The 22,276-nt window shown below is 65.4% G+C and carries 22 protein-coding genes and 1 tRNA gene; 17 read left to right on the top strand and 6 right to left on the bottom strand.

Annotation, left to right across the window (positions count from 1 at the left end):
- Together KBY75_RS12160 and KBY75_RS12165 are read left to right on the top strand one after the other, a co-directional pair.
- Nucleotides 1-537: HEAT repeat domain-containing protein (locus KBY75_RS12160; RefSeq protein WP_255024076.1), on the top strand; the 537-nt coding region annotated here is incomplete at its 5' end.
- Nucleotides 534-1,007, top strand: a complete 474-nt coding sequence (locus KBY75_RS12165) for a low molecular weight protein-tyrosine-phosphatase (RefSeq protein ID WP_255024077.1) — start codon at nucleotides 534-536, stop codon at nucleotides 1,005-1,007. The genes KBY75_RS12160 and KBY75_RS12165, both read left to right, overlap by 4 nt.
- Here the strand turns inward: KBY75_RS12165 and KBY75_RS12170 are convergent.
- Nucleotides 1,004-2,569, bottom strand: coding sequence for a bifunctional pantoate--beta-alanine ligase/(d)CMP kinase (locus KBY75_RS12170; protein WP_255024106.1), 1,566 nt, complete (start codon nucleotides 2,567-2,569; stop codon nucleotides 1,004-1,006). The genes KBY75_RS12165 and KBY75_RS12170 overlap by 4 nt on opposite strands.
- A gap of 81 nt (nucleotides 2,570-2,650) precedes the next feature.
- Nucleotides 2,651-3,202 carry a septal ring lytic transglycosylase RlpA family protein gene (locus tag KBY75_RS12175; protein WP_255024078.1) on the bottom strand — a complete coding sequence of 184 codons (552 nt, stop codon included), beginning with the start codon at nucleotides 3,200-3,202 and terminating at the stop codon, nucleotides 2,651-2,653.
- A 390-nt stretch (nucleotides 3,203-3,592) separates the two neighbouring features.
- Between KBY75_RS12175 and purM the strand changes: the two genes are divergently transcribed.
- Both purM and KBY75_RS12185 read left to right on the top strand, forming a co-directional pair.
- Entirely contained in the window at nucleotides 3,593-4,633 is a 1,041-nt protein-coding gene (purM, locus tag KBY75_RS12180) for a phosphoribosylformylglycinamidine cyclo-ligase (RefSeq protein WP_255024107.1), read from the top strand.
- Between the two features lie 214 nt (nucleotides 4,634-4,847).
- Nucleotides 4,848-5,489 (top strand): hypothetical protein, encoded by a 642-nt coding sequence (locus KBY75_RS12185; protein ID WP_255024079.1) that lies wholly within the window; start codon nucleotides 4,848-4,850, stop codon nucleotides 5,487-5,489.
- Here KBY75_RS12185 and KBY75_RS12190 read toward each other — a convergent pair.
- Nucleotides 5,486-6,457, bottom strand: coding sequence for an aldo/keto reductase (locus KBY75_RS12190; RefSeq protein WP_254929502.1), 972 nt, complete (start codon nucleotides 6,455-6,457; stop codon nucleotides 5,486-5,488). The genes KBY75_RS12185 and KBY75_RS12190 overlap by 4 nt on opposite strands.
- Nucleotides 6,458-6,492: 35 nt before the next feature.
- On the opposite strand from KBY75_RS12190, the gene KBY75_RS12195 reads away from it, so the two are divergent.
- Nucleotides 6,493-6,648 carry a hypothetical protein gene (locus KBY75_RS12195; protein ID WP_254929503.1) on the top strand — a complete coding sequence of 52 codons (156 nt, stop codon included), beginning with the start codon at nucleotides 6,493-6,495 and terminating at the stop codon, nucleotides 6,646-6,648.
- 8 nt (nucleotides 6,649-6,656) lie between these two features.
- Nucleotides 6,657-7,160 (top strand): hypothetical protein, encoded by a 504-nt coding sequence (locus KBY75_RS12200; RefSeq protein WP_255024080.1) that lies wholly within the window; start codon nucleotides 6,657-6,659, stop codon nucleotides 7,158-7,160.
- 35 nt (nucleotides 7,161-7,195) lie between these two features.
- Here the strand turns inward: KBY75_RS12200 and KBY75_RS12205 are convergent.
- Nucleotides 7,196-7,266, bottom strand: a tRNA-Cys gene (locus tag KBY75_RS12205).
- Between the two features lie 44 nt (nucleotides 7,267-7,310).
- Between KBY75_RS12205 and KBY75_RS12210 the strand changes: the two genes are divergently transcribed.
- Together KBY75_RS12210 and KBY75_RS12215 are read left to right on the top strand one after the other, a co-directional pair.
- On the top strand, nucleotides 7,311-8,561 hold the full coding sequence (locus KBY75_RS12210) for a lipid-A-disaccharide synthase-related protein (protein ID WP_255024081.1): 1,251 nt from the start codon (nucleotides 7,311-7,313) through the stop codon (nucleotides 8,559-8,561).
- Between the two features lie 28 nt (nucleotides 8,562-8,589).
- Nucleotides 8,590-8,847, top strand: a complete 258-nt coding sequence (locus KBY75_RS12215) for a hypothetical protein (protein WP_255024082.1) — start codon at nucleotides 8,590-8,592, stop codon at nucleotides 8,845-8,847.
- A gap of 15 nt (nucleotides 8,848-8,862) precedes the next feature.
- Here the strand turns inward: KBY75_RS12215 and KBY75_RS12220 are convergent, their stop codons facing one another.
- The gene (locus KBY75_RS12220; RefSeq protein WP_254937598.1) at nucleotides 8,863-9,540 is read right to left on the bottom strand and encodes a ribonuclease D; all 678 of its coding nucleotides are present in this window, start codon (nucleotides 9,538-9,540) and stop codon (nucleotides 8,863-8,865) included.
- Between the two features lie 36 nt (nucleotides 9,541-9,576).
- Between KBY75_RS12220 and KBY75_RS12225 the strand changes: the two genes are divergently transcribed.
- Entirely contained in the window at nucleotides 9,577-10,161 is a 585-nt protein-coding gene (locus tag KBY75_RS12225) for a cofactor assembly of complex C subunit B (RefSeq protein ID WP_396097155.1), read from the top strand.
- Between the two features lie 16 nt (nucleotides 10,162-10,177).
- A complete protein-coding gene (locus tag KBY75_RS12230; RefSeq protein ID WP_396098298.1) occupies nucleotides 10,178-11,056 on the top strand; it encodes a dehydrogenase in 879 nt (292 codons plus the stop codon).
- Here the strand turns inward: KBY75_RS12230 and hemF are convergent.
- A complete protein-coding gene (hemF, locus tag KBY75_RS12235) occupies nucleotides 10,983-12,062 on the bottom strand; it encodes an oxygen-dependent coproporphyrinogen oxidase (protein ID WP_255024084.1) in 1,080 nt (359 codons plus the stop codon). The two genes, KBY75_RS12230 and hemF, sit on opposite strands and share 74 nt — an antisense overlap.
- A 111-nt stretch (nucleotides 12,063-12,173) precedes the next feature.
- Here hemF and KBY75_RS12240 point away from each other — a divergent pair, with 111 nt between their 5' ends.
- The 7 genes from KBY75_RS12240 to ppc all read left to right on the top strand — a co-directional run bounded on the left by KBY75_RS12240 (nucleotide 12,174) and on the right by ppc (nucleotide 22,267).
- Nucleotides 12,174-13,286: an Mrp/NBP35 family ATP-binding protein gene (locus tag KBY75_RS12240; protein WP_255024085.1), complete on the top strand. Its 1,113-nt coding sequence runs from the start codon at nucleotides 12,174-12,176 to the stop codon at nucleotides 13,284-13,286.
- A 5-nt stretch (nucleotides 13,287-13,291) separates the two neighbouring features.
- Nucleotides 13,292-14,569 (top strand): rod shape-determining protein RodA, encoded by a 1,278-nt coding sequence (rodA, locus tag KBY75_RS12245; protein ID WP_255024086.1) that lies wholly within the window; start codon nucleotides 13,292-13,294, stop codon nucleotides 14,567-14,569.
- Complete coding sequence (locus tag KBY75_RS12250; protein ID WP_261347713.1) at nucleotides 14,563-15,948, top strand: histidine kinase dimerization/phospho-acceptor domain-containing protein; 1,386 nt, start codon at nucleotides 14,563-14,565, stop codon at nucleotides 15,946-15,948. The genes rodA and KBY75_RS12250 overlap by 7 nt, the downstream gene beginning before the upstream one ends.
- Before the next feature lie 94 nt (nucleotides 15,949-16,042).
- Nucleotides 16,043-16,474, top strand: coding sequence for a photosystem I reaction center subunit II PsaD (locus KBY75_RS12255; RefSeq protein ID WP_255024088.1), 432 nt, complete (start codon nucleotides 16,043-16,045; stop codon nucleotides 16,472-16,474).
- A 68-nt stretch (nucleotides 16,475-16,542) separates the two neighbouring features.
- Nucleotides 16,543-18,096: an anthranilate synthase component I family protein gene (locus KBY75_RS12260; RefSeq protein ID WP_255024089.1), complete on the top strand. Its 1,554-nt coding sequence runs from the start codon at nucleotides 16,543-16,545 to the stop codon at nucleotides 18,094-18,096.
- Nucleotides 18,093-19,271, top strand: a complete 1,179-nt coding sequence (gene gshA / locus KBY75_RS12265) for a glutamate--cysteine ligase (protein ID WP_255024090.1) — start codon at nucleotides 18,093-18,095, stop codon at nucleotides 19,269-19,271. The genes KBY75_RS12260 and gshA overlap by 4 nt, the downstream gene beginning before the upstream one ends.
- Complete coding sequence (ppc, locus tag KBY75_RS12270; RefSeq protein ID WP_396098302.1) at nucleotides 19,268-22,267, top strand: phosphoenolpyruvate carboxylase; 3,000 nt, start codon at nucleotides 19,268-19,270, stop codon at nucleotides 22,265-22,267. The genes gshA and ppc overlap by 4 nt, the downstream gene beginning before the upstream one ends.
- Nucleotides 22,268-22,276 lie beyond the last annotated feature (9 nt).

Raw genomic sequence — 22,276 nt, forward strand, 5'->3', positions numbered from 1 at the left:
AGCGCCGCTCCGGTGCTGGTGGAGGTGTTGGGCTTCAACAACCCCGGTGCGGCGGTAGCCGCCGTGGAGGGGCTGATCAGCCTGGGGACAGCGGCCGTGGAGGCCCTGTTGCAGCTCGACCCCGAAAACTACGGAGCCCGGGCCTGGGCCGTGCGCGCCCTCGCCGGCATCGGCGATGTGCGCGGGCTAGAGCTGCTGCTCGATGCCCTCGGCAGCGACGTAGCTGCCAGCGTGCGCCGGGCTGCCGCCAAGGGGCTCGGCCAGCTGCAGCTGACCGAGCTCCCCCCTGACCAAAAGCAGGACGTCCAGCGCCAGTGCCTAGGAGCCCTACTGGCCGCCACCAGCGACGGCGAGTGGGTGGTGCGCTACGCGGTGGCGGTGGGGCTGGAGTTGCTGGCAGCTGGCCTGCCCGCGGCAGGCCCGGAGAGGCAGCTGGCCCAACAGGGCCTGCTCACACTCCAGGAAGCGGCTGATGGCACTCCTCCAGTGGTGCAGAGGCGCGCCACGTTGGCCCTTTCACGGCTGGAGCTGCAATGAAGAAACGGGTGCTGTTTGTCTGCCTGGGCAACATCTGCCGCTCCCCAGCCGCTGAAGGGGTGTTTTTGCACCTGCTGGAGCAATCTCAGGCCTGTGACCGGTTTGTGGTGGATTCGGCTGGCACCGGGGGCTGGCATGTGGGCAAGGCTGCCGATGCCCGCATGCGCGCAGCCGCCAGCCGCCGCGGTATCCGCATACCCAGCCGGGCACGCCAGCTGGAGCTGGCCGATCTCAACCGCTTCGACTACATCCTCACCATGGACGCCAGCAACCTCAGTCAGGTGCAGGCCCTAGTCCAAGAGGCTGGCGGCAGCAGCGTCGCCCGCATCGAGCCCCTGCTTAGCTATCGCAACCGGTTTGATCTCAGCGAAGTGCCCGATCCCTACTACGGGGGAGCCGAGGGATTTGAGCACGTACTCGACCTGCTGGAAGACGCCTGCAGCGGTCTGCTGCAGGCCATAGACGACTAAACGCCGTCAGCCGCGGCCGGCCAGGCCTCCTCCGGGACCCTCTGGCGGAATAGGTCCACCAGAGCCTGGATCACAGCCTCAATGGCCATACCGTCCGTAACCAGCTGCACCGCATCCTCTGCCTGACACAGCGGCGCCACCTCCCGGCTGGAGTCCTGCTGATCACGGGCAGCTATCTGGGCCTCCAGCTCAGCCAGCGGAGGCACCGGAAAGCCCCGGCTCTCGAGGTCTTGGGCGCGGCGGCGGGCCCGCTCCGCCGCAGTGGCCGTAAGAAAAACCTTGAGCTCAGCGTCGGGGAAAACGGCGGTGCCAATGTCGCGGCCCTCGGCCACCAGCCCACCCTTGAGCCCCATGGCCTGCTGCTGGGCCGTGAGGGCCTGGCGCACACAGCCGTGGGCAGCCACCAGGGAGACCTGGGCCGTTACCTCCGGGCTGCGAATCGCCTCGGTCACGTCGAAGCCATTGATGCTCACCAACTGCTCGCCGGCGCCGCCGGCACTGAGCTGCAGATCCAGGCCCAGCAGAAGGGGTTCCACAGCCGCCGCATCGGCAGGGTCAGCCCCCTGGCGAAGCACCCACCAGGTGAGAGCCCGGTACATGGCGCCGGTGTCTAGGTAAACCAGGCCCATCTGGCGGGCAAAGGCACGGGTGACGGTGCTCTTGCCCGCCCCCGCTGGTCCATCAATGGCAACGATCGGCAGACGAGACATCAGAAAACAATGGTCGATCAGGCGGCTTGAACCGCAGTGCACCGCAGCGGCGAGCAGGGCCAGGCCTTGCACTTGCTGCAATGGCTCCAGGCTATGGGGAGCCACAAGCTCCACATAATCCACCTTCAGCCCCGCCGCTTCCAGTTGCTGGGCCAGCTGGGAGGTCAGCGCTGTGGCCTGGGAGAGGCCGCCACGCACTTGGGCAGCCGCAGCCGCCAGACCAGCGGGCAATGCCGCGGCCTGCTGGCGCTGGGAGGGGGAAAGGCGACGGTTGCGGGAGCTGCAGGCGAGCCCATCGGCCTCTCGCACTGTGGGACAGCCCTGAATGCGCAGCGGCAAGCCCAGATCCGCCACCACCCGCCTCAGGATCACCAGCTGCTGCCAATCCTTTTCGCCAAGCAACAGGAGATCAGGGCGCACCAGGGTTAACAAGCGAATCACCACGGTGGCCACCCCCTCAAAGTGCTGGGGCCGGTGGCGGCCACAGAGCCCCTGGCGCAAAAGCAATGGCGGCGCCACCCGGGTCAAGCCGGCCTCGCCCCGGGGGTAGATCTCCGCCACGCTGGGAGCAAACAGGGCCGTGGCACCGGCGACGGCGGCTAGATCAATGTCGAAGCGGAGGTCCCGGGGATAGGAATCGAGATCTTCCCCAGGGCCGAACTGCAGAGGATTGACAAACACACTCAGCAACACAGATGGGGGCTGGCCTGACCCTTGCCTCAGTGCCGCTGCCCGGCGAATCAGCTGCTGATGACCCTCGTGCAGGGCCCCCATCGTGGGCACGAAATGCAGGGGGCCCTGCTGCTGCTGCCGCCAGGCGGCTAGGTCTTGGCATGTTTCGAGCAGGTCCAAGGAAAGAGCGGCGGCAGCCAACAAAAAACCCACCCGCCAGATTGGCGGATGGGCTGATCAAGGAAGCCTGGTTGGCTCAGCTCACTGGAGCACTTCGAGACGCACTTGGGCCACGCCACTGGCTGTGAGGCCTAGGGACTGGGCAGCACCATGGGCAATGTCAATGACACGGTTGCCGTGGAAAGGACCCCGGTCGTTGATGCGCACCACGGCGGTGCGGCCGTTCCAGAGGTTGGTCACACGCACCTTGGTGCCGAAAGGCAGGGTGCGGTGGGCCGCCGTGAGGGTGCCAGGACGAAAGACTTCACCGTTGGCAGTGCGGTTTCCAAAGAATCCGGGGCCATACCAACTTGCCTGTCCCTTGGAGCTGTGCACCACACGGGGCGCTGGCTTTGGAGCAGGAGCGATACGGGTCGGAGGAGCCTGCTTGATCTGGGTGTCACTTGGTGACAGCTCCACATCGACCTCGCGGATGGCGACTGCGGGCTTGGGGCCTTGGGGCTCAGGGCTGGAAACAGCCATCGCTACAGCATCATTGCTGGTTGCGGCGAGGCTGGACTCGGCGATGGCGGGAACCAAAGCACTGCCGGAGAGAAGCAGGGCGAGGGCCCCAAGGGAGAAGGTGCTGCGCATAACAAACGAAACTCGCCGCTAATGCGGCAATCACCAGCCAAAGGCAATTAGTGATTCGTCAGCGTTGGATTCGGTCTCAAACTAAATGGAGTTGAGATACGAATTCGCGTTCGGGGTTCCTATCGGGAATTGACGACAGGGCAAAGTTAACTGCTTCATCTGGCCGTTTAGGTCAAAAACGACACCTACAAGATTGATCAGCAATTGTCATCCAAGCGGCCAGGGCAGGCCCCTACAGGGCTGAGCGGGGGTCGGCAAGGCCAGCGAGGATCAGCGACCCAAATCACAATCATCAGCGCAGCTAATCACCTGAAGTGCCAATCGAGCAATTGGCCCCGAATTTGGGCAGGTGGCATCAGAGGATCGGAGCTGCAGATGGGTTCGCACGGGATGGACTACCGCACAGCCGGGGTGGATGTGGTCGCAGGCAGGGAGTTTGTCGAGCGGATCCGGTCCAGTGTTGAAGCCACCCGGCGCCCTGAGGTTGTGGGCGGGCTCGGAGGCTTCGGGGGTCTATGCCGACTGCCCGCCGGGCTGCGGGATCCCCTGCTGGTTTCCGGCACCGACGGGGTTGGCACCAAGCTTGAGCTAGCTCAGGCCTACGGCCGCCACCACGATGTGGGCATCGACCTAGTGGCGATGTGCGTCAACGACGTAATCACCAGCGGGGCCGAGCCGCTTTTCTTCCTTGATTACATCGCCACAGGCAAGCTCAGCCCGGAGGCCATGGCTGAGGTGGTGGAGGGCATCGCCGACGGCTGCCGCCAAAGCGGCTGCGCCCTGCTTGGCGGCGAAACAGCCGAAATGCCTGGCTTCTATGCCCCTGGCCGCTACGACCTGGCCGGCTTCTGCGTGGCCGTGGTCGAGGCAAGCGCCCTGATCGATGGACGGGCCGTTAGCGCCGGGGATCGCATCCTGGCGGTGGCCAGCAGTGGGGTCCATAGCAATGGCTTCAGCCTGGTGCGCCGCATTCTTGAGAGCCAGGCGGTCGATGAACTCACGACCCTGCCCAACAGCAACCAAAGCCTGATAGACGCCCTGCTCGCTCCCACCCGTCTGTATGGAACTCTGGTCAAAGCCTTGCTTGCCAGCAAGGTGCCCATAAACGGCATGGCCCACATCACCGGCGGCGGCCTGCCTGAAAACCTGCCCCGCTGCCTGCCCTCTGGTGTGCACGGCGTGATCGACCCAACCAGCTGGCAGCGTCCAGCTCTGTTCCACTGGCTGCAGCAAGCCGGCGAGGTGCCGGAGGCCGATCTCTGGAACACCTTCAATTTGGGGGTGGGCTACTGCCTGGTGGTGCCGGCAGCTGCAGAGGATCAAGCTCTCGCAATCTGCCAAGACTGCGGCTATGAAGCCTGGGAGCTGGGCGCGGTGGTCAACGGCAGTGCTGGAGAGCAACCGCTGGCAGGACTTCCCTTCAACGCTTGATCAGCCCGGCTGCCAATGGCTAATTGCATCAGAGTGGGTTGCTGGCCCGGTCTGAAGCCGCTCACCTGCCTAAGGTGATGGCCTCGAAGTTGATCAACACCTATCGCCCCGGTTCCTGAGCCAGGGCGATGTTCGAGCCATACATAGTTGTATTAGGAGTGGCGTCATGACGCAATCAATAGGTTCACCACACCGAATAGCGGCCCCAAGCCCCTTGAGCTCCTCCGCTGCACCTCCCCTCGGCACTGGTCAACGCATCACCCGCCGCCGCAGCTCGGCCGGCCCCGTAGCCCCAACCCGGCCGCAACGCCCCCGAGAGCTTCAGGCAGCGCCCCAGCGGGGGGGGCTGAGGCCCACCTTTCTCACCCTGCGAGATCACGGCAAGGTCTATGTAGCTGACCTACCCCGTCTCTCAGACGGCCAACTGGCCCACGTGACCAAGGAAGCGCGGGAGGTGCTTGAAAGCCTGGGCCGCCGGCTGGAGGAGCTAGAGGCTCAGCCTTTCCTATCCCAGGCCGAACAGGACACCAGGATCCGGGCTTCCACCAAACGGGATGTCACGGAACGCTTCCTGCGCTCAATCGATGACGAGCTGCAGCTTCGCCACAACAACCCCGCCCTGAGGGCAGCGGCTGGGGAGTCTCTGGCTCGAGCCTTCCTAGAGCTGGCACGCCACCGGCTGCCTGGAGCCACCTTCGATTCCCTGCTGCAGGAAGCCCTGGCAGCCTGCGGCCCCGAAGCGGCCGCCGAAGCCGAAAGCCACGGCGACCACGGTCCCAGCCCTGTGGTGCCCCTGGTACGCCCCCAGGCCATGCCCGTGGTGCTCACCCTCGATCCAGCCCCCCAGGCCGGCTAGTCGCTCTGGAAGGGATTGGCAGGCATGCCTACCTGCAATCCCAGCGCCAAATCATCTAGACGGCGACGCTCCTGCTCAGACAGGTTCCAGGCCAAGGCAGCCGCAGCCTGCTCCACCTGCTCCGGCCGGCGCAGGCCGGGAATCGGCAAAGCGCCGTGGGCACGACACCAGTTGAGGGCCACGGCCGCCAGGCTGGCGTCGCGACTGGCCGCGATTCGGGCCATCTCAGCCTGGAGCTCAACCAAGCCGGGAGTCAACCGGCGGAACAAAGCTCCCCTTGGCCCCCTAGGCAGAGGCCCAGCCGCTGTTGATCTGGCCAGCAGCCCCAGGGCCAGGGGGCTGTAGGCGATCAAACGGACACCCAGCTCACGGCAGACTTCAGCCACACCGCCCGGCTGGATCGGATTGGGTGCCAGCAGCGATAGCTGCACCTGGAGGCTGCTGAGCGGCACTCCCCGCTCGGCCAAGCGCCGGTGCACCTCCCGCAGGCGACGGGAGCCCATATTTGAAACGCCAAGGGCCGCCACATCCCCCTGCTGCACCAGATCAGCCAGACCCTCAAGCAGAGGGTCCTCCTGCCAGGGGGCGTAACGAGCCGTGCTCCAGTGCAGCTGCACCAAATCAATTCGACCGGCCAGGCGCCGTTTCGAAGCCGCAAAAGCCCGTTCATAGCCGCGGCGCCCCAGTCGCCAGGGGAAGGGGGCGAGCTTGGTAGCCACCAGCAGCTGGTCGCGATGGGCCGCCGGTAGGGCCGCCGCAAAGCGGCCCAAAAGGGCCTCACTGCGGCCGTTAAGCCTGCCAGTGCCGTAGGAATCCGCGGTGTCAAAGGTGTGCAGGCCGCAGGCCACAGCCCGCTGAAAGGTGGCTTCAAGCACCGGATCCTGGCTCGGGTCGTAGCCCCAAAGAAATTGATTTCCCCAGGCCCAAGTGCCGACGCCGATGCCGGGCTGCCCCACTGGATGCGCCATCGTGGAGTTAGGTGCCAAAGCGGATACCTCCCAAAATGACCGATTCCCCCACACCCGGCTGCGCCAGCTTGGCTAAGAACACCAGCGAGCCAGAGCCCCCCCTCGAGCCGGTTCTTTGCCAACACTGCGGACGCACCGCCAGCAATGGCATCAGCTGCCAGGGCAGCTGCGTGGCCGACTCGGGCTACTGAGCACGCCCATGGCGCGAATGTTCAGCCTGGGCCTGATGCTGCTGGCCTGGGCCAGCGCCGCCCAAGCAGGGGGTTTCGGGCGCTGGGAGATCGGGCTAATGGGCTGCTCCCTGAGGCAGGGCCAGATGGGGCAACCCCAGCTGATGCGCGAACAGAAGCAGGACTGCGTCCGGTTGCGGCTTGAACAAAACATGGAGGGGCTACTGAGTGTGCGCCTGATCACGCCCTCCGCCAACCAACTATTCGGCAGCAGAAGCCTGGTCTTCGCCGGTGTGCTCGCCCCCGGTCAAAAACCGATGCGCTGCGGCGCCGATGGCGAATGCAAACCGCAATGGCCTATCCGACTGGATGTGTCCAGCGTGGCCACCAACATGGAATTAGAAGGATCTCAAGCACCCACCTTGCCCCGGGCCCTGCTAGCCAAAGGAACATGCCTGCTGGAACGCCATCGCCTGAGGTGCGAGGCCAGTGATTACAACGGTCAGATATGGGAAGCTCAGGCCCGCCTCTGAAATGAGGCGGAGCGTTAAGCCGAAGCCATTAATAAAGGCGGCACCCAGATTCGAACTGGGGGTAAAGGATTTGCAATCCTCTGCCTTACCACTTGGCCATGCCGCCGTCCGGGGAGCAAACTCCCTGCAGCGGATCGTATCAGCCACGGCATGTCCTCCCGTCTGCTGGTTCTAAGCAACGGCCACGGAGAGGATCTGATCGCCCAACGGGTTCTGCAGGCCCTACGGGCGCGGCAGCCCAACCTGGAAATTCAGGTACTGCCCCTGGTGGGGCTCGGCGAGGCGTTCAGCGCCGACGCAGCTGCCGGCCACCTGCAGCGGATCGGCCCCCAGCTGCAGCTGCCTAGTGGCGGCTTCAGCAACCAGAGCTTGAGGGGCCTGGCCCGCGACCTCGGGGCCGGCCTGCCCCTGCTGAGCTGGCGCCAACTGCAACTCGTGCGCCACTCGGCCCGTCAAGGCAGCCCGGTGCTCGCAATTGGCGACCTGCTGCCCCTACTGCTGGCCTGGAGCGGCGGCGGCAGCTTCGGCTTCATCGGCACCCCCAAAAGCGACCACACCTGGGCCACTCCGGCCCCAGCGGGCTGGGCGGCGACACTGCTCGCTGATGCTTACCACCGCTGCAAGGGCAGCGAATGGGATCCGTGGGAATGGGCGTTGATGGGTAGCCGGCGCTGCCGGCTCGTGGCCGTGCGCGACCAGCTCACCGCCCAAGGGCTGCAGCGCCACAAGGTGGCAGCCCTGGCTCCTGGCAACCCAATGATGGATGGCTTCCGCCACACCCCTCTGCCGGCCGGGCTGGCAAGCCAGCGGCGCCTAATCCTGCTGGCCGGCAGCCGCCTGCCCGAAGCCCTCGGCAATGCCCGCCGGCTGCTGGGCTGCCTCAGCCTGCAGCAGCCGCGGCAGCCAACCACCGTGCTGGTGGCCTCTGGATCGGCGCCTACGGCCGCCGCCTGGGCCGAGTTGTTGGAGCAAGCGGGCTTTACGCCCCTAGCGCCTGCGGCAGCTAGCGCCGCCAGCGGAGCAATTAGCAGCTGGCAGCTGGGTCGCTGGACCCTGCTGCTTGGCCAAAACCGCTTCGCCAGCTGGGCCGGCTGGGCCGAGCTGGGCCTGGCCACTGCGGGCACTGCCACGGAGCAACTAGCGGGGCTAGGGGTGCCCTGCCTGTCGCTGCCGGGCCCGGGGCCCCAGTTCAAGCCAAGCTTTGCTCGCCGCCAGAGCCGCCTGCTGGGGGGAGCCGTGGTGCCCTGCCATTCCCAACAAGAGCTAGCCCTGAAAATGCACCAACTCCTCGCCGATCCCAGCGAATGCGCCCGGCGGGGCACCCTGGGCCGGAGGCGGATGGGGCCCGCCGGTGGCAGCGCCCAGCTAGCCGAGCTGGTGGAGCAACAGCTACTGGGATGATGCGGCCACCCCCGCAGCTACGCCGCCCATGGCCGGCATCCCCGATCGGGCCTACAACGCCGCCTGCGGCATGTTGGCCAGCCAATTGAGCATCAGCCTGGCGGCCGCCCGGCGCAAGGTCGACGTGCGCAGCTCCCAGGAGGGACTGAAAGAAACCGCAGCCAAGCTCGCCCTGGCCCAGCAGATGCTTGCTGAAGCCCAGGCCAGCGGTGAAAACCACCATGAGTTGCTCAGCTCCCAGCTGGAGGCCGTCGGCAGCGACGAGAACTTCATGGTGGAGGACTGAGCTGGCCGGGGCCCTTCAGCGGTTGCCGCCGGTGGAGTGCTCAAAGAGCAGGTGAAAGCGCTGGCGATCCAGATCGGCCAGCACCGGGATGCAGCCAAAGCAACGCTCAGCCAACTGCCAGCGCTCCTCCCGCTTCAGCATGGTTTCCAACCGATCGCGAGCGGGTAGCAGATAGCGCACATCGCCGGCGGCGTAGGCCAGCTGGACCTCAGAGAGATCTTCCACCCGGCCCCAATCGGAACTCTGGGCCTGCTTGTCGAGCTCAATGCCCACCAGCTCCTGCACCACTTCCTTGAGGCCGTGGCGGGGGCTGTAGGTGCGGCCCAGCCGGCTGGCCACCTTGGTGCAAAAGATCGGATCGACCGCAATTGCCAAGTTTTCAGCCAGGGCCGCCACGTCAAAGCGGGCGAAGTGGAAAACTTTTTCAATCGCCGGGTTTTCCATCAAGACCTGAAGCCGGGGTGCCGAGCTCTGGCCGCGATGTAGACGGATGCAGCAAACGTTGTCGTGGTCGTCGCAGATCTGTACCAGGCAGAGCCGGTCGCGGCCATGAATCAGACCCATCGCCTCGGTGTCCACCGCCAGCGCCCTAGCCCCGGCGTAGAGGGCCGCCCACTCGGCATCAAGATCACCGTCAAACACGGCGAAGCGGGCGGGAGCCGGCAGGTTGCTGGGGGCAGACGAAGCGGTCACACGGAAAGGGCGAATGCCTTGCCATGCTGACAAGCCATGCCCCCAAGGGGCAGCTTCACAATGGGATGGATGGCCAACCTCAGCTCCACCCTGCTGCTCACCCTGCTACTAGCCGTAGGCCTGGTTTTTTTCTTGCGCGCCGCCAGCAAAGACCGCACCACCACAGTCGAGGTGCGCTCGTCGCGGCCGCCTCTGGAGGTGTTGAGCCAGCTGAGCGAATGGCTGCTGCAACGCGGTTGGCGCGCCGAATCCACTGACCCCGAGCGCCGCCACCTCTGCTTCCGCGCCGAGGTGGCGGCCAGTCCCTGGTTGGCGGTGCTGCTCTCGGTGCTGGGAGCGGTGGGGGCCGCTTGCCTTGGGCTGGTGCTGCGCCAGCTGCTGCCCCAGCTGGGCTGGTGGCCCCTGCTGCTGGCCTTACTGGGGCCGGCGGCTGGGCTGATTTATCGCAATCGGGCGATGCGGGCCGAAACCCTGGAGCTGCGCCTGATCAGCCATGACAGTGCCACGGGCAGCGCCTTGCGGCTGCGGGCCCACCGCGATGAGCTAATTGCGCTCGAATTGGAGATGGGTCCCAAGCTGGGCCTATTCAGCGACGGCAAGCTGCTCAGCTCCCCCATCTGACCCTTGCCTGCCAGTAATGCAGCGATTCCGTCCCCTGGCTTTCGTCTTGACCGGAGTGCTTGCCATAGCTGGGGGCGCTGCAGCCCAAGCGCCGCCGCTGGCCAACTTTGATCCGCTCACAGGGCCGCGCAGCCGTCTGAGCAGAAACTGGCGAGGCCTGGCTGAGCTGCCCAGCAGCACCGAAATCCTGGTGCTAGCGGGTCATGCCGATTCCCAGGGGATTGGCGGGGCCGGAACGGGGGGAGAGGCCGTCGATCTCGGCGGAGCCGCGCCGATGCAGCCGGGCATGCGCGACGAGCTCTATTGGAACTTGCTCACCGCCCAGGCGGTGGTGAACCTTGGCCAGCAGCGGGGTCTGGCCATCCGCTTCTACGACCCACCGCTGCGCAGCATTGCTGATGGCGACGATCCACGCACCAACTGGAGCGTGGGCAAAGCCCATGCCCAAGCCGGTGGATATGCCCTGGAAATCCACTACGACGCCTACGGTCCAGATGGTGTCGGTTCGGGCCTGATTCCACCCCTACATCGCCCCCCAACCCGCCTAGACGAAAGCCTGGCGCTGGCCTTTGGCCCCTATCCCCTGCTCTTCCGGGACGGCCTAGGCGCCCCCAAGCGGGGCATCGCCATTCTCGAGATCGGCAAACTTGAGGGCCAGCTAGAAGCATCGCTGCGAGATCCCCGCAGCCGCAATGGCGCTATCCAAGCGATCGCTGAGCGGGTGGTTACAGCTTTGCAACGGGGTCTGGAGCAGGGCTTGCAACCAGCCCCACCAATTCCTGGCCTGGCCGCCACCAAACCAGCGACCATCAACCCAGCACCTAATTCACCGCCTGATGGGGGGCGCAGCGGTCCGCAAGCGAGCCGTCCTCCAGCCAATCCTGGGGACGAGTGAACAGGTCTGTGAGCAGGGCCTCGCGACTGCCAGCCTCCGGCTGATAGCCGTATTCCCAGCGCACCAAGGGCGGCAGAGACATCAGGATCGACTCGGTACGTCCGTTGGTCTGCAAGCCGAAAATCGTGCCCCGGTCAAACACCAAATTGAACTCCACATAGCGGCCCCGCCTGTAGAGCTGAAACTGGCGCTCCCGCTCGCCATAGGGGGTGTGCTGTCGCTTCTCAGCGATCGGCAAGTAGCTGGGCAGGAAGGCGTTGCCGCAGGCACTGGCCAGGGCAAACAACTGCTCCCAACTCTGCGGCACCGGGGCTAAACGGTCGCTTACAGCCGCGGCAGGCCCATTGGGGTCCTGGCCCTTGTAAAGCACACCGCCGGGATCCTGGTAGTCGTAAAAGATGCCGCCCACACCGCGGGTCTCGTCCCGATGCTTGAGGAAGAAGTACTCGTCGCACCAAGGCTTGAACACCTGATAAAAAGCGGGATTAACGCTGTCGCAGGCTCCTTTGAGCGTGCGGTGGAAATGCTGGGCGTCTTGCAGGAACGGGTAATAGGGAGTGAGATCGGCGCCGCCGCCAAACCACCACACCGGGCCCGCTTCGAAGTAGCGGTAATTGAGATGAACGGTGGGGATATACGGGTTGCGGGGGTGCAGCACCATCGAGGTGCCTGTGGCAAACCAGCGGTGACCCTTGGCTTCCGGCCGCTGGCTGAGGATCGAGGGAGGCAGCTCGGAGCCCTCTACCTCTGAGAAGTTGACGCCGCCCTGCTCAAAGACGCGGCCGCCCTTCATCACCCGGGAGCGACCGCCGCCTCCCTCCGGACGCTCCCAGCTCTCCTCGGCGAAGCAACCTTCGGCATCAAATTCTTCTAAGCCGGCGCAAATGGAGTCCTGCAAGCCCATCAGCAGGGCCTTAGCCCTGGAGCGGGAGTCGGCCGGTGGAGCTTCCAGCAGGGCCTTAGGCATCGACGCTGCGCCACATGGACGCTGGAAAGGTCTAACCATTTCAGCCCAGCCTGCCCCCAGACAAGTAATCGAGAGGGTCTGTCACGGCCATGCTGACGGTCAAAGGCAGCGGCAAGGCCCCTAGGATCGCAGTCTCTGATTGGATTTCCGATGGCATCTGTGGAGCAGGCTCAGGCCGCCCTCAACGCCGTTCAGGATGCCGGCAGCGGACGCAGCCTGATCGAGCTGGGCTGGATCCAGCAGACGCGACTGGTGGATGATCGGGCCGTATTTCGGCTTGCCCTACCTGGCTTTGCCCAGAGCCAGCGGGATCGCATCGCCACCGAGGCCAAGGCGGCCCTGCTCGCCCTTGCAGGAATCAACGACGTTCAAATTGAGTTGGACCAGCCCAGCAGCGGTGCTCCAATCGGCGCCGCTGGCCATGGTCACGTGCCAGAACGTGGTCACGTGCCAGAACGCGGTCAACTGCCAGAGCGCCAGCCCATCCCTGGGGTGCGCCAGGTCATCGCCGTCAGCAGTGGCAAGGGCGGAGTGGGCAAGAGCACAGTTGCCGTGAACCTGGCCTGTGCCCTGGCGGCTTCAGGCCTGAAGGTGGGCTTGCTCGATGCAGACATCTACGGGCCAAATGCCCCCACCATGCTGGGAGTGGCTGATCGCACGCCTGAAGTGAGCGGCGAAGGCGCCCAGCAAGTGATGAAACCGATCGAAACCTGTGGCATCGCCATGGTGTCGATGGGCCTGCTGATCCAGGAAAACCAGCCCGTGATCTGGCGGGGGCCGATGCTCAACGGCATCATTCGCCAGTTTCTCTACCAAGTCGACTGGGGCGAACGGGATGTGCTGATCGTCGACCTGCCTCCTGGCACCGGTGATGCCCAGCTCACCATCGCCCAGGCTGTGCCGATGGCCGGGGCGATCATCGTCACCACTCCCCAGCTGGTTTCCCTAGCTGATGCCCGCCGGGGCCTGGCGATGTTTCTGCAGATGGGGGTGGACGTGCTGGGTGTGGTGGAAAACATGAGCGTCTTCATCCCCCCTGACGCTCCAGATAAGCGTTATGCCCTATTCGGCAGCGGCGGCGGCGCCCGCCTGGCTGAAGAGGCCGGGGTGCCCCTACTGGCCGAACTTCCTCTGGAGATGCCCGTGCGGGAAGGGGGGGATGCCGGACGGCCGGTAGTGCTCAGCCATCCCGAATCGATCAGCGCCCGGGGCTTTTTGGCTTTGGCCCGCCAGCTCAGCGCCGCCCATCTGGCGCCAGCCTGAAACCCATGCTGAGCCAGTTGGGGCGGCGAAATCCGCGATTTTTTAGTGGCCGCACCAGCCGGCGCAACCCTCTGGCCGACGTGGATCTGATCCTCTGGGGGGTACCGCTGGCAATGGTGGCGATCGCCGGGATCCTGATTGCCAGCACCCAGCGCCAGGCGAATTACGCCGACTGGTACCAGCACTGGGTAACGGCGGCGGTGGGCATGGTGGTGGCCCTACTGCTGGCGCGAATGCCATTGGATCGGCTGATCCCATTTAAGTGGCCGATCTATATCGCCATGGTCGCCAGCCTGGTGGCCGTACGAGTTGTCGGCACCAGCGCCCTAGGGGCCCAGAGCTGGATCAACATTGGCGGCTTTTACGTGCAGCCCTCGGAATTCGCCAAGGTGGGCGCCATTTTGCTGCTCGCCGGGGTACTAGCCAGACACCCGGTCGATCGTCCTGTTGACCTGATCCGTCCAGTAGGCCTGATCGCCCTGCCCTGGCTACTGGTTTTTGTGCAACCCGACCTAGGCAGCTCGCTTGTGTTTGGGGCCGTACTGCTGGTGATGCTGTTTTGGGCTGGGATGCCTGGGGCCTGGGTGGTGCTGCTGCTCTCCCCTCTTGTGGCGGCGATCGTGGCAGGCACCCTGCCCTGGCTGCTGCTGGGCTGGGTGCCCCTGATGGGCTGGCTGGCCTGGAAGAGCCTGCCCTGGAAGCGGGTGGCCCTGGCGATCAGCCTCGCCGTGCAGGGGATCTTCGCAATCGCCACCCCCTGGCTCTGGGAGCACGGCCTGCGCCCCCACCAGCGAGCCAGGCTCACCCTGTTTCTTGATCCCGCCCAGGATCCCCTCGGCGGCGGCTACCACCTGCTGCAGAGCACCGTGGGCATCGGCTCGGGGCAGATCTGGGGCACCGGCTTGATGCAAGGATCCTTCACCAAGCTGCGGTTTATCCCAGAGCAACACACCGATTTCATCTTCAGCGCCCTTGGGGAGGAAACCGGTTTTCTCGGCTCGGTGCTGGTGGTGGCCGGCTTCGCCCTGCTGATGGGGCGCCTGCTGCAGATCGCTGGACGGGCCCGCAGCGACTACGAGGCCCTGGTGGTGGTGGGAATTGGGGCGATGCTGATGTTCCAGGTGGTGGTGAACATCAACATGACCATTGGACTCGGTCCAATCACCGGCATCCCCTTGCCCTGGCTGAGTTATGGAAGATCCGCCATGTTGGTGAACTTCATCTCCCTTGGGCTGTGCGCCTCAGCCGCCCGCCGGGGCCGCACGGCCCAGGGTCGCTGGTGAGCCTGGCCGACCTGCGACGTTGTTTGGCTGAAGGGGTGCCAAGCGGAGTTGGCAACGAGGACTGCGCGCGGCGGCAGTGGTGGGCAGCCCTGGCCACCCTGCAGGAGGATTTCCTTCTGCCCCAGCAACCCCTCCAGGGGCTATGGCTGGCCGCGCCACTGCCCGCCCTTTATGAACCAGCCTTACTGCAGCAGCTGCAGGGCTGGGTGTGGGCCCCAAGCGACTTAGATGGCCTGCTGCCCAGCCCGGCTCCCCTGCTGCCAGGAGCCGGCAACCCAGCTCCATGCGGCAGCTTTCAGCGCCTAGCCCTGGCGGAGGAGGACGGCACCGACCCCCTCCTGCTGGTGATAACCCCCCAGCTACAGGTAGCCCTTTGCCTCGATGGCCCGGCTGAAGCCCGGCGCCTGATTGTGCGCTTTGACCCAGAGGCCCTGTCCGAGGCCCTGGGCCTTATTCATGGCCGCCTACTGAGCCAGGATCCCGCAGCCTCGGCAGACCTGCGCAGCGCCCTAGAGCGACTGGGGCCCCTGCGCAGCGACGACCAACTGGGCTTGCGCTTCTGGCCGCGGCTGGGGGAACGGCTAGCCGCCATGGCCCCCAGCCTCACCCTGCAGCCCCTGGTGCATGGCGGCAGCGTTCGCCCAGCCCAGGCCCAGGAGCGCCAGGCCGGCGACACCCCCCGAGCGGTGAGCAGCGAACTAGCCCTGCTCGAGGCCCTAACCCACGAGGTCCGCACACCGTTGGCCACGATCCGCACCCTGATCCGCTCCTTGCTGCGGCGCAGCGACCTGCCGCCGGTAGTGCGCCAGCGCCTCGAGCAGATCGACGGCGAATGCAGTGAGCAAATCGATCGCTTCGGCCTGATCTTCCTGGCGGCCGAGCTGCAACGCCAACCAGGCTGCGAACAGCCCCTTGAAAGCCACGACCTGGCCCGCACCGACCTCAGCGCGGTGCTGCACCAGCAGCAAGAGCTGTGGCAGCGGCAACTGGCGCGCCGCGGCCTGGAACTGGAGCTGGCGGTAGCCGCTGGCTTGTCGCCGGTGCTGAGCGATCCGGCCCGGCTCGAAACCATGCTGGGCGGACTGATCGACCGCTTCAGCCGCGGCCTGCCCAGCGGCAGCCGCGTGACCGTGAGCCTGCTGCCGGCCGGCAGCAGGCTGAAGCTGCAGCTCAACAGCGAGGGCCACGACCCCAGCGAGAACGATGGGATGGGGAACGGCGAGCAGCGGGAGCTGGTGGGGCCAGTGCTGAGCTGGAACCCCACCACCGGCAGCCTGCAGCTGAGCCGTCAAGCCACCCAGCGGCTGTTCCATCGCCTCGGCGGCCGCCTCACCGAGCGCAACGGCAGCGGCTTGACCGTGTTTTTCCCGGTTTGCTGAAGGGCCGGTTTGTTGACGGGTGTGAAGAGTGCGGCAGAAGCCCCGATCCGGTCAAAAACACGGTGCTAGTTTCCGGCTGAAACGTTCCAAAGCCATGGCAGCGACGGTGCTCAGCGGTCAACTCCCGAAGTACATCGGCAGCACCGGCGGCCTGCTGAACTCTGCTGAAACTGAGGAGAAATACGCCATCACCTGGAGCAGCCCGAAGGAGCAAGTCTTCGAGCTGCCCACCGGTGGCGCCGCCCACATGAATGCGGGCGAAAATCTGATGTACTTCGCCCGCAAGGAGCAGTGCCTCGCCCTAGGCACCCAGCTGCGCACCAAGTTCAAGCCCCGGATTGAGGACTACAAGATCTACCGCATCTTCCCTGGCGGTGACACCGAGTTCCTGCACCCCAAGGACGGCGTTTTCCCCGAGAAGGTCAACGAGGGACGCCCCATGGTTGGTCACAACCCCCGCCGCATCGGCGCCAACCAGAACCCCGCCAATCTCAAGTTCACCGGCAAGAACACCTTCGACGCTTGAGCTGCGTTGACCAACCCCTATAAAGGCGGGGCCAGGCGCCCCGTTTTTTTTGCCTGCCCGCTTGTCCGATGCCCAGCCCCGATCGCGATGGCTTAGCCCAAGAGGCTTTTCTCGAGGCAGTCGCGGCTGGCCACAACTTCATCCCCCTCTGGAAGCGCTGGCCTGCTGATCTGGAAACCCCGCTCACCGCCTGGCTGAAGGCCGGAGCGGCCAGTAGTCATGGCGTGCTGCTGGAGTCGGTGGAGGGTGGTGAGCGCATCGGTCGCTGGAGCTTTGTGGTGTCTGACCCGCTCTGGACCCTCACCAGCCGGGGCGACCAAAGTGTGCGCCAGTGGCGCACCGGCTCCGAGGAGCGGCTGCAGGGCAATCCCTTCGACCTACTGCGCCAGTGCCTAGAGCCCCTATCCAGCCCGCCGATCCCCGGTCTGCCACCGGTGGGCCAGCTATTTGGCTTCTGGGGCTACGAGCTGATCCGCTGGATCGAACCCAGCGTGCCGGTGCATCCGGCCGCCGAGGGTGCACCGCCTGATGGCTGCTGGATGCTGGCCGACAGCCTGCTGGTGTTCGACCAGGTGAAGCGCCAGATCACCGCGGTGGCCTACGCCGATTTAAGTGGCGGCCAGGATCCGCAGGCTGCCTACGCCGCGGCCGCAGCCCGGATCATGGCCCTGGAGGAGCGCATGCACGGCCCCCTGCCCGGTGCCGGCACACCCCTTCGCTGGCACGACGCCACTGCCGCTGACATCGCTGCCAATTTGCGGACCACCAGCAACGTCGGGCAGGAGGCTTTCGAGGCAGCCGTGAGCCGCGGAGAAGGTCACATCGAAGCTGGCGACGTGTTCCAGCTGGTGCTCAGCCAGCGGCTGGAAACCCGCATTGATCGCGATCCCTTCGAGCTTTACCGCAGCCTGCGGATGGTGAATCCTTCGCCCTACATGGCGTTTTTCAACTTCGGCGGCTGGTATCTGATCGGCTCCAGTCCGGAGGTGATGGTGAAGGCAGAGCCCACGGCCGCAGGGGGAATTAAGGCTTCCTTGCGGCCAATCGCAGGCACGCGCCCCCGGGGCGCCGATGAGGCTGAAGACCTGGCCCTGGAGGCGGAGCTGCTGGCCGATCCCAAGGAGCGGGCCGAGCACGTGATGCTGGTGGATCTGGGCCGCAACGACCTGGGCCGCGTCTGCCAGCCGGGCACCGTCAAGGTCAGCGAGCTGATGGTGATTGAGCGCTACTCCCACGTGATGCACATCGTGAGCCAGGTGGAGGGCCTGCTGGCCGAGGGCCAAACGGTGTGGGACCTGCTGATGGCCTCCTTCCCCGCCGGTACGGTCAGTGGCGCTCCCAAGATTCGGGCTATGCAGCTGATCCACGCCCTGGAGCCCGACGCCCGAGGCCCATACTCCGGGGTGTACGGCGGGGTCGACCTGGCCGGCGCACTCAACACCGCCATCACCATCCGCACGATGGTGGTGCTCCCCCACCCCGAAGGGGGCTGGCGCGTGCAGGTGCAAGCCGGCGCTGGAGTAGTGGCCGACTCCAAGCCCGAACTCGAATACCAGGAAACCTTGAATAAAGCCCGCGGCATGCTCAAAGCCCTGGCCTGTCTGCTGCCGGCCCAGTCATGAGCGCCCCTCTGCTGCTTAAGGGTTTTGAGGTGGAGCTCTACACCGGCCGTGCCGATGGCACGGTGGTGGGCTGCAGCGCCGAAGCTGCGGCCGCCCTCGATGGGTTCGTAACCGAGCCCGATTGCCGCAACCTCGAATACATCACTCCACCAGATGCCGACTACGCCCGGCAACTGCAACTGCTGCTCGAGCCCCGCCAGCGGCTGCGCCGCTGGCTCGCCAGCCGCAATCTCACCCTGCTGCCCGGCAGCACCCTGAGCCTGGGGGACAGCCAGCGTTTTGAGCGCTCAGATCCGGCCAATCCATATCACGGCTACATCGAGGCCACCTACGGCACCAAGGTGGTTACAGCCAGTGTGCACATCAATCTGGGGCTCACCGCAGACCACGGCCTCGAGCCCATGACCAGCCTGTTTGCAGGCCTGCGCCTGATGCGCTGCGAAGCGTCCCTGCTCCTGGCCCTCAGCGCCAGCTCGCCCTTTCTGGACGGGCTTGTAACCGCTGCCCATTCCCAACGCTGGCTGCAGTTTCCCCTGACGCCAGCGGAGGTGCCCCTATTCCTGGATCACCAGCACTACATCAGCTGGATGGGCGAGCAACTGGCCTTGGGCACCATGCAAAACGTGCGCCATCTCTGGACATCGGTACGGCCCAATGGCGACAACCGGCCCCACGACCTCAACCGCCTAGAGATTCGCATCTGCGATCTGGTTACCGATCCACTCGTGCTTTTGGCGATTACGGCCTTCGCCGAGCTGCGCCTGCAGCAGTTGCTGCGAGAACCGGAGCGCTACGACCCCCTCCACGCCAGCAGCCTGAGCCCATCCCAGCTAGCCAGCCTCGCCGATGCCAACGACCGGGCCACAGCCCGCTCCAGCCTGGATGCCACCGTGATGCACTGGCGCAATGGGGGCCCGATCCTGGTTCGAGACTGGCTGGCTCAGGAGCTGGCCGATCTGGCTCCACTTGCCGAAGAGCTGGGGCTGAGCCGCGTGCTGGCCCCCCTGCAGGGCGTCCTTGACCAGGGCAACCAGGCCATGGGCTGGCTGGCCGGACACCAGGCTGGCCTGTCGATTCCGACCTTGCTCAACCAGACCGTCGAGGCGATGGCAAGCCAGGAGGCGGAGCTACTTGAGGCAATCGCCACAGACGGGATGCCTGGCCCTTTGGGATGATCGAAGATCACTCCGCCGCCAATTCAGCTCCCATGCGGCAGTCCATGCCCACTCCCGCTACAGCCATCGAGGCCATACCGGCTTCCCAGCGGGTCACCCGGCTGCTGGGCGAGCGTCTCGAATTGGTCGAGGATCTCTGGGAGACGGTGCTGCGCAGCGAGTGCCCCCCCGAGCAGGCCGAGCGGCTGCTGCGCCTGAAGCAGCTGAGTGATCCAAACGAGGCTGATGTCGCTGAGGCGATCGTGCAGCTAATCCGCGAGATGGATCTAGCCGAGGCAATCGCCGCGGCCCGGGCCTTTTCGCTTTATTTCCAGCTGGTCAACATCCTCGAGCAACACATCGAGGAGGACAGCTACCTCAACAGCCTCAAAAACCAGGAAAACGGCCCCAGCGATCCCTTCCTGCCGGCCCTGGCCAACCAAACAGACCCAGCCACCTTTCGCCAGCTGTTCGCCCGCCTGCGCAGCCTGAATGTGCCCCCAGCCCAGCTGGAGAAGTTGCTGCGCACCCTTGATCTGCGGCTGGTGTTCACCGCCCACCCCACCGAAATTGTGCGCCACACGGTGCGGCACAAGCAGCGGCGTGTGGCCACCTTGATCCAGAAACTAGAGCAGGGCAGCGGCCTCAATGGCCTTGAGCGCCAAGGCCTGCGACTCCAGCTGGAGGAGGAGATCCGGCTCTGGTGGCGCACCGACGAGCTGCACCAGTTCAAGCCGACGGTGCTCGACGAGGTCGACTACGCCCTGCACTACTTCCAGCAGGTGCTCTTCGACGCCATGCCCCAGCTGCGCGATCGCATTCGCGCCGCCCTGAAGCTGAGCTATCCAGACGTGGAACCGCCACGGGATTCGTTCTGCACCTTCGGCTCCTGGGTGGGCTCAGACCGGGACGGCAACCCTTCGGTGACACCGGACATCACCTGGCGCACCGCCTGCTATCAACGCCAGCTGATGCTGGAGCGCTATCTCAAGGCAGTGACTGAGCTCAGTGACCAGCTCAGCATCTCGATGCAGTGGAGCCAGGTGAGCCCGGCCCTGCTGGAATCGCTGGAAATGGACCGGCTGCGCTTCCCCGAGATCTACGAGGAGCGGGCTGCCCGCTACCGCCTCGAGCCCTACAGGCTCAAGCTCAGTTACACCATGGAGCGGCTGCGGCTCACCCACCAACGCAACCAGCAACTAGCCGATGCCGGCTGGGAGTCTCCCTGCGATGGCAGCGCTCCACCACCGCCGATGGGGGGCAGCCTGGCCCCCGCTCCCACCCAGGAGTTGCACTACAGCACGGTTGATGAATTCCGCTACGACCTGGAGCTGATCCAAGACAGCCTCGAGCGCACTGGCCTTAGCTGCGAATCGCTGCAGCACCTGATCAGCCAGGCCCAGATCTTCGCCTTCTGCCTAGCCAGCCTGGACATCCGCCAGGAGAGCACCCGCCACAGCGATGCCCTCGACGAACTGAGCCGCTACCTACAGCTAGCCGTGCCCTACGGCGAGATGGATGAGGCCCAGCGGGTCGAGTGGCTGCTCAGCGAAATCCAAACCCGCCGCCCCCTGCTGCCGCCCACCGCCAAATGGAGCGCCGCCACAGCCGAAACCTTTGCCGTGTTCCGGATGCTGCAGCGGCTGCAGCAGGAATTCGGATCGCGCATCTGCCGCACCTACGTGATCTCCATGAGTCACACGGTGTCCGATTTGCTGGAGGTGCTGCTGCTGGCCAAAGAGGCCGGGCTGGTAGACCCAATTGCCCAGCGCGCCGGCCTACTGGTGGTGCCGCTGTTTGAAACGGTGGAGGACCTCCAGGGGGCGCCAGCGGTGATGGGCACCCTGTTCCGCCATCCCTTCTACCTAGCCCTGCTGGGCAGTGATGGTGGCCAGCCGCTCCAGGAAGTGATGCTGGGCTACTCCGACAGCAACAAGGACTCCGGCTTTCTCTCCAGCAACTGGGAAATCCACAAGGCCCAGATTGCCCTGCAGCGTCTGGCCATCGAACACGGCATCGCCCTGCGCATCTTCCACGGCCGGGGCGGCTCGGTGGGCCGCGGCGGTGGTCCCGCCTATCAGGCGATCCTGGCCCAGCCCAGCGGCACCCTCAGCGGCCGCATCAAGATCACCGAGCAGGGGGAGGTGCTGGCCTCCAAATACTCCCTGCCGGAGCTAGCGCTCTACAACTTGGAAACGGTCACCACCGCCGTGCTGCAGAACAGCCTGGTCAGCAGCCCCGTTGACGAAACCCCCAGCTGGAACGAGCTGATGGGCCGGCTGGCGGCCCGCTCCCGCGACCACTACCGGGCCCTGGTGCACGACAACCCCGACCTGGTGGCCTTCTTCCAGCAGGTGACCCCGATCGAAGAGATCAGCAAGCTGCAGATCTCCAGCCGCCCGGCCCGCCGCAAGAGTGGCGCCAAGGACCTTTCAAGCCTGCGGGCCATCCCCTGGGTGTTCGGCTGGACCCAGAGCCGCTTCCTGTTGCCAAGCTGGTTTGGGGTGGGAGCTGCCCTGCAGGAGGAGCTCGACCAGGATCCCGGCCAGCTGGAGCTACTGCGCCTGCTCTACCAGCGCTGGCCGTTCTTCCGCATGCTGATTTCTAAGGTGGAGATGACCCTCTCCAAGGTGGATCTCGACCTGGCCCACCACTACGTCCAGGCCCTGGGCCGCAGCGAAAACCGCGAGGCCTTTGAAGCAATCTTCCAGTCGATCGCTGCCGAATTTGGCCTTACCCGCGATCTGGTGCTGGCGATCACCGGCCACAGCCGATTGCTGGATGGCGATCCTGCCTTGCAGCTCTCGGTGGATCTACGCAACCGCACGATCATTCCGCTCGGCTTCCTGCAGGTAGCCCTGCTCAGACGCCTACGCGACCAAAACCGCCAACCACCGATGAGTGAAACGAGCGCCAGCAGCAGCGACGATGGGCGCACCTACAGCCGCAGTGAACTGCTGCGGGGTGCCCTGCTCACCATCAACGGCATCGCAGCCGGCATGCGCAACACCGGCTAAACCCAGCTC

Source organism: Cyanobium sp. T1G-Tous (genome assembly GCF_024345455.1).
GTDB lineage: Bacteria > Cyanobacteriota > Cyanobacteriia > PCC-6307 > Cyanobiaceae > Cyanobium_A.

Coding starts and splice junctions, on each gene's coding strand:
- KBY75_RS12165 (WP_255024077.1), top strand. CDS start 534: ATGAAGAAACGGGTGCTGTTTGTCTGCCTGGGCAACATCTGCCGCTCC.
- KBY75_RS12175 (WP_255024078.1), bottom strand. CDS start 3,202: ATGCGCAGCACCTTCTCCCTTGGGGCCCTCGCCCTGCTTCTCTCCGGC.
- purM (WP_255024107.1), top strand. CDS start 3,593: ATGGACTACCGCACAGCCGGGGTGGATGTGGTCGCAGGCAGGGAGTTT.
- KBY75_RS12190 (WP_254929502.1), bottom strand. CDS start 6,457: ATGGCGCATCCAGTGGGGCAGCCCGGCATCGGCGTCGGCACTTGGGCC.
- KBY75_RS12195 (WP_254929503.1), top strand. CDS start 6,493: ATGACCGATTCCCCCACACCCGGCTGCGCCAGCTTGGCTAAGAACACC.
- KBY75_RS12200 (WP_255024080.1), top strand. CDS start 6,657: ATGGCGCGAATGTTCAGCCTGGGCCTGATGCTGCTGGCCTGGGCCAGC.
- KBY75_RS12210 (WP_255024081.1), top strand. CDS start 7,311: ATGTCCTCCCGTCTGCTGGTTCTAAGCAACGGCCACGGAGAGGATCTG.
- KBY75_RS12215 (WP_255024082.1), top strand. CDS start 8,590: ATGGCCGGCATCCCCGATCGGGCCTACAACGCCGCCTGCGGCATGTTG.
- KBY75_RS12225 (WP_396097155.1), top strand. CDS start 9,577: ATGCCCCCAAGGGGCAGCTTCACAATGGGATGGATGGCCAACCTCAGC.
- KBY75_RS12230 (WP_396098298.1), top strand. CDS start 10,178: ATGCAGCGATTCCGTCCCCTGGCTTTCGTCTTGACCGGAGTGCTTGCC.
- hemF (WP_255024084.1), bottom strand. CDS start 12,062: ATGGTTAGACCTTTCCAGCGTCCATGTGGCGCAGCGTCGATGCCTAAG.
- KBY75_RS12240 (WP_255024085.1), top strand. CDS start 12,174: ATGGCATCTGTGGAGCAGGCTCAGGCCGCCCTCAACGCCGTTCAGGAT.
- rodA (WP_255024086.1), top strand. CDS start 13,292: ATGCTGAGCCAGTTGGGGCGGCGAAATCCGCGATTTTTTAGTGGCCGC.
- KBY75_RS12255 (WP_255024088.1), top strand. CDS start 16,043: ATGGCAGCGACGGTGCTCAGCGGTCAACTCCCGAAGTACATCGGCAGC.
- KBY75_RS12260 (WP_255024089.1), top strand. CDS start 16,543: ATGCCCAGCCCCGATCGCGATGGCTTAGCCCAAGAGGCTTTTCTCGAG.
- gshA (WP_255024090.1), top strand. CDS start 18,093: ATGAGCGCCCCTCTGCTGCTTAAGGGTTTTGAGGTGGAGCTCTACACC.
- ppc (WP_396098302.1), top strand. CDS start 19,268: ATGATCGAAGATCACTCCGCCGCCAATTCAGCTCCCATGCGGCAGTCC.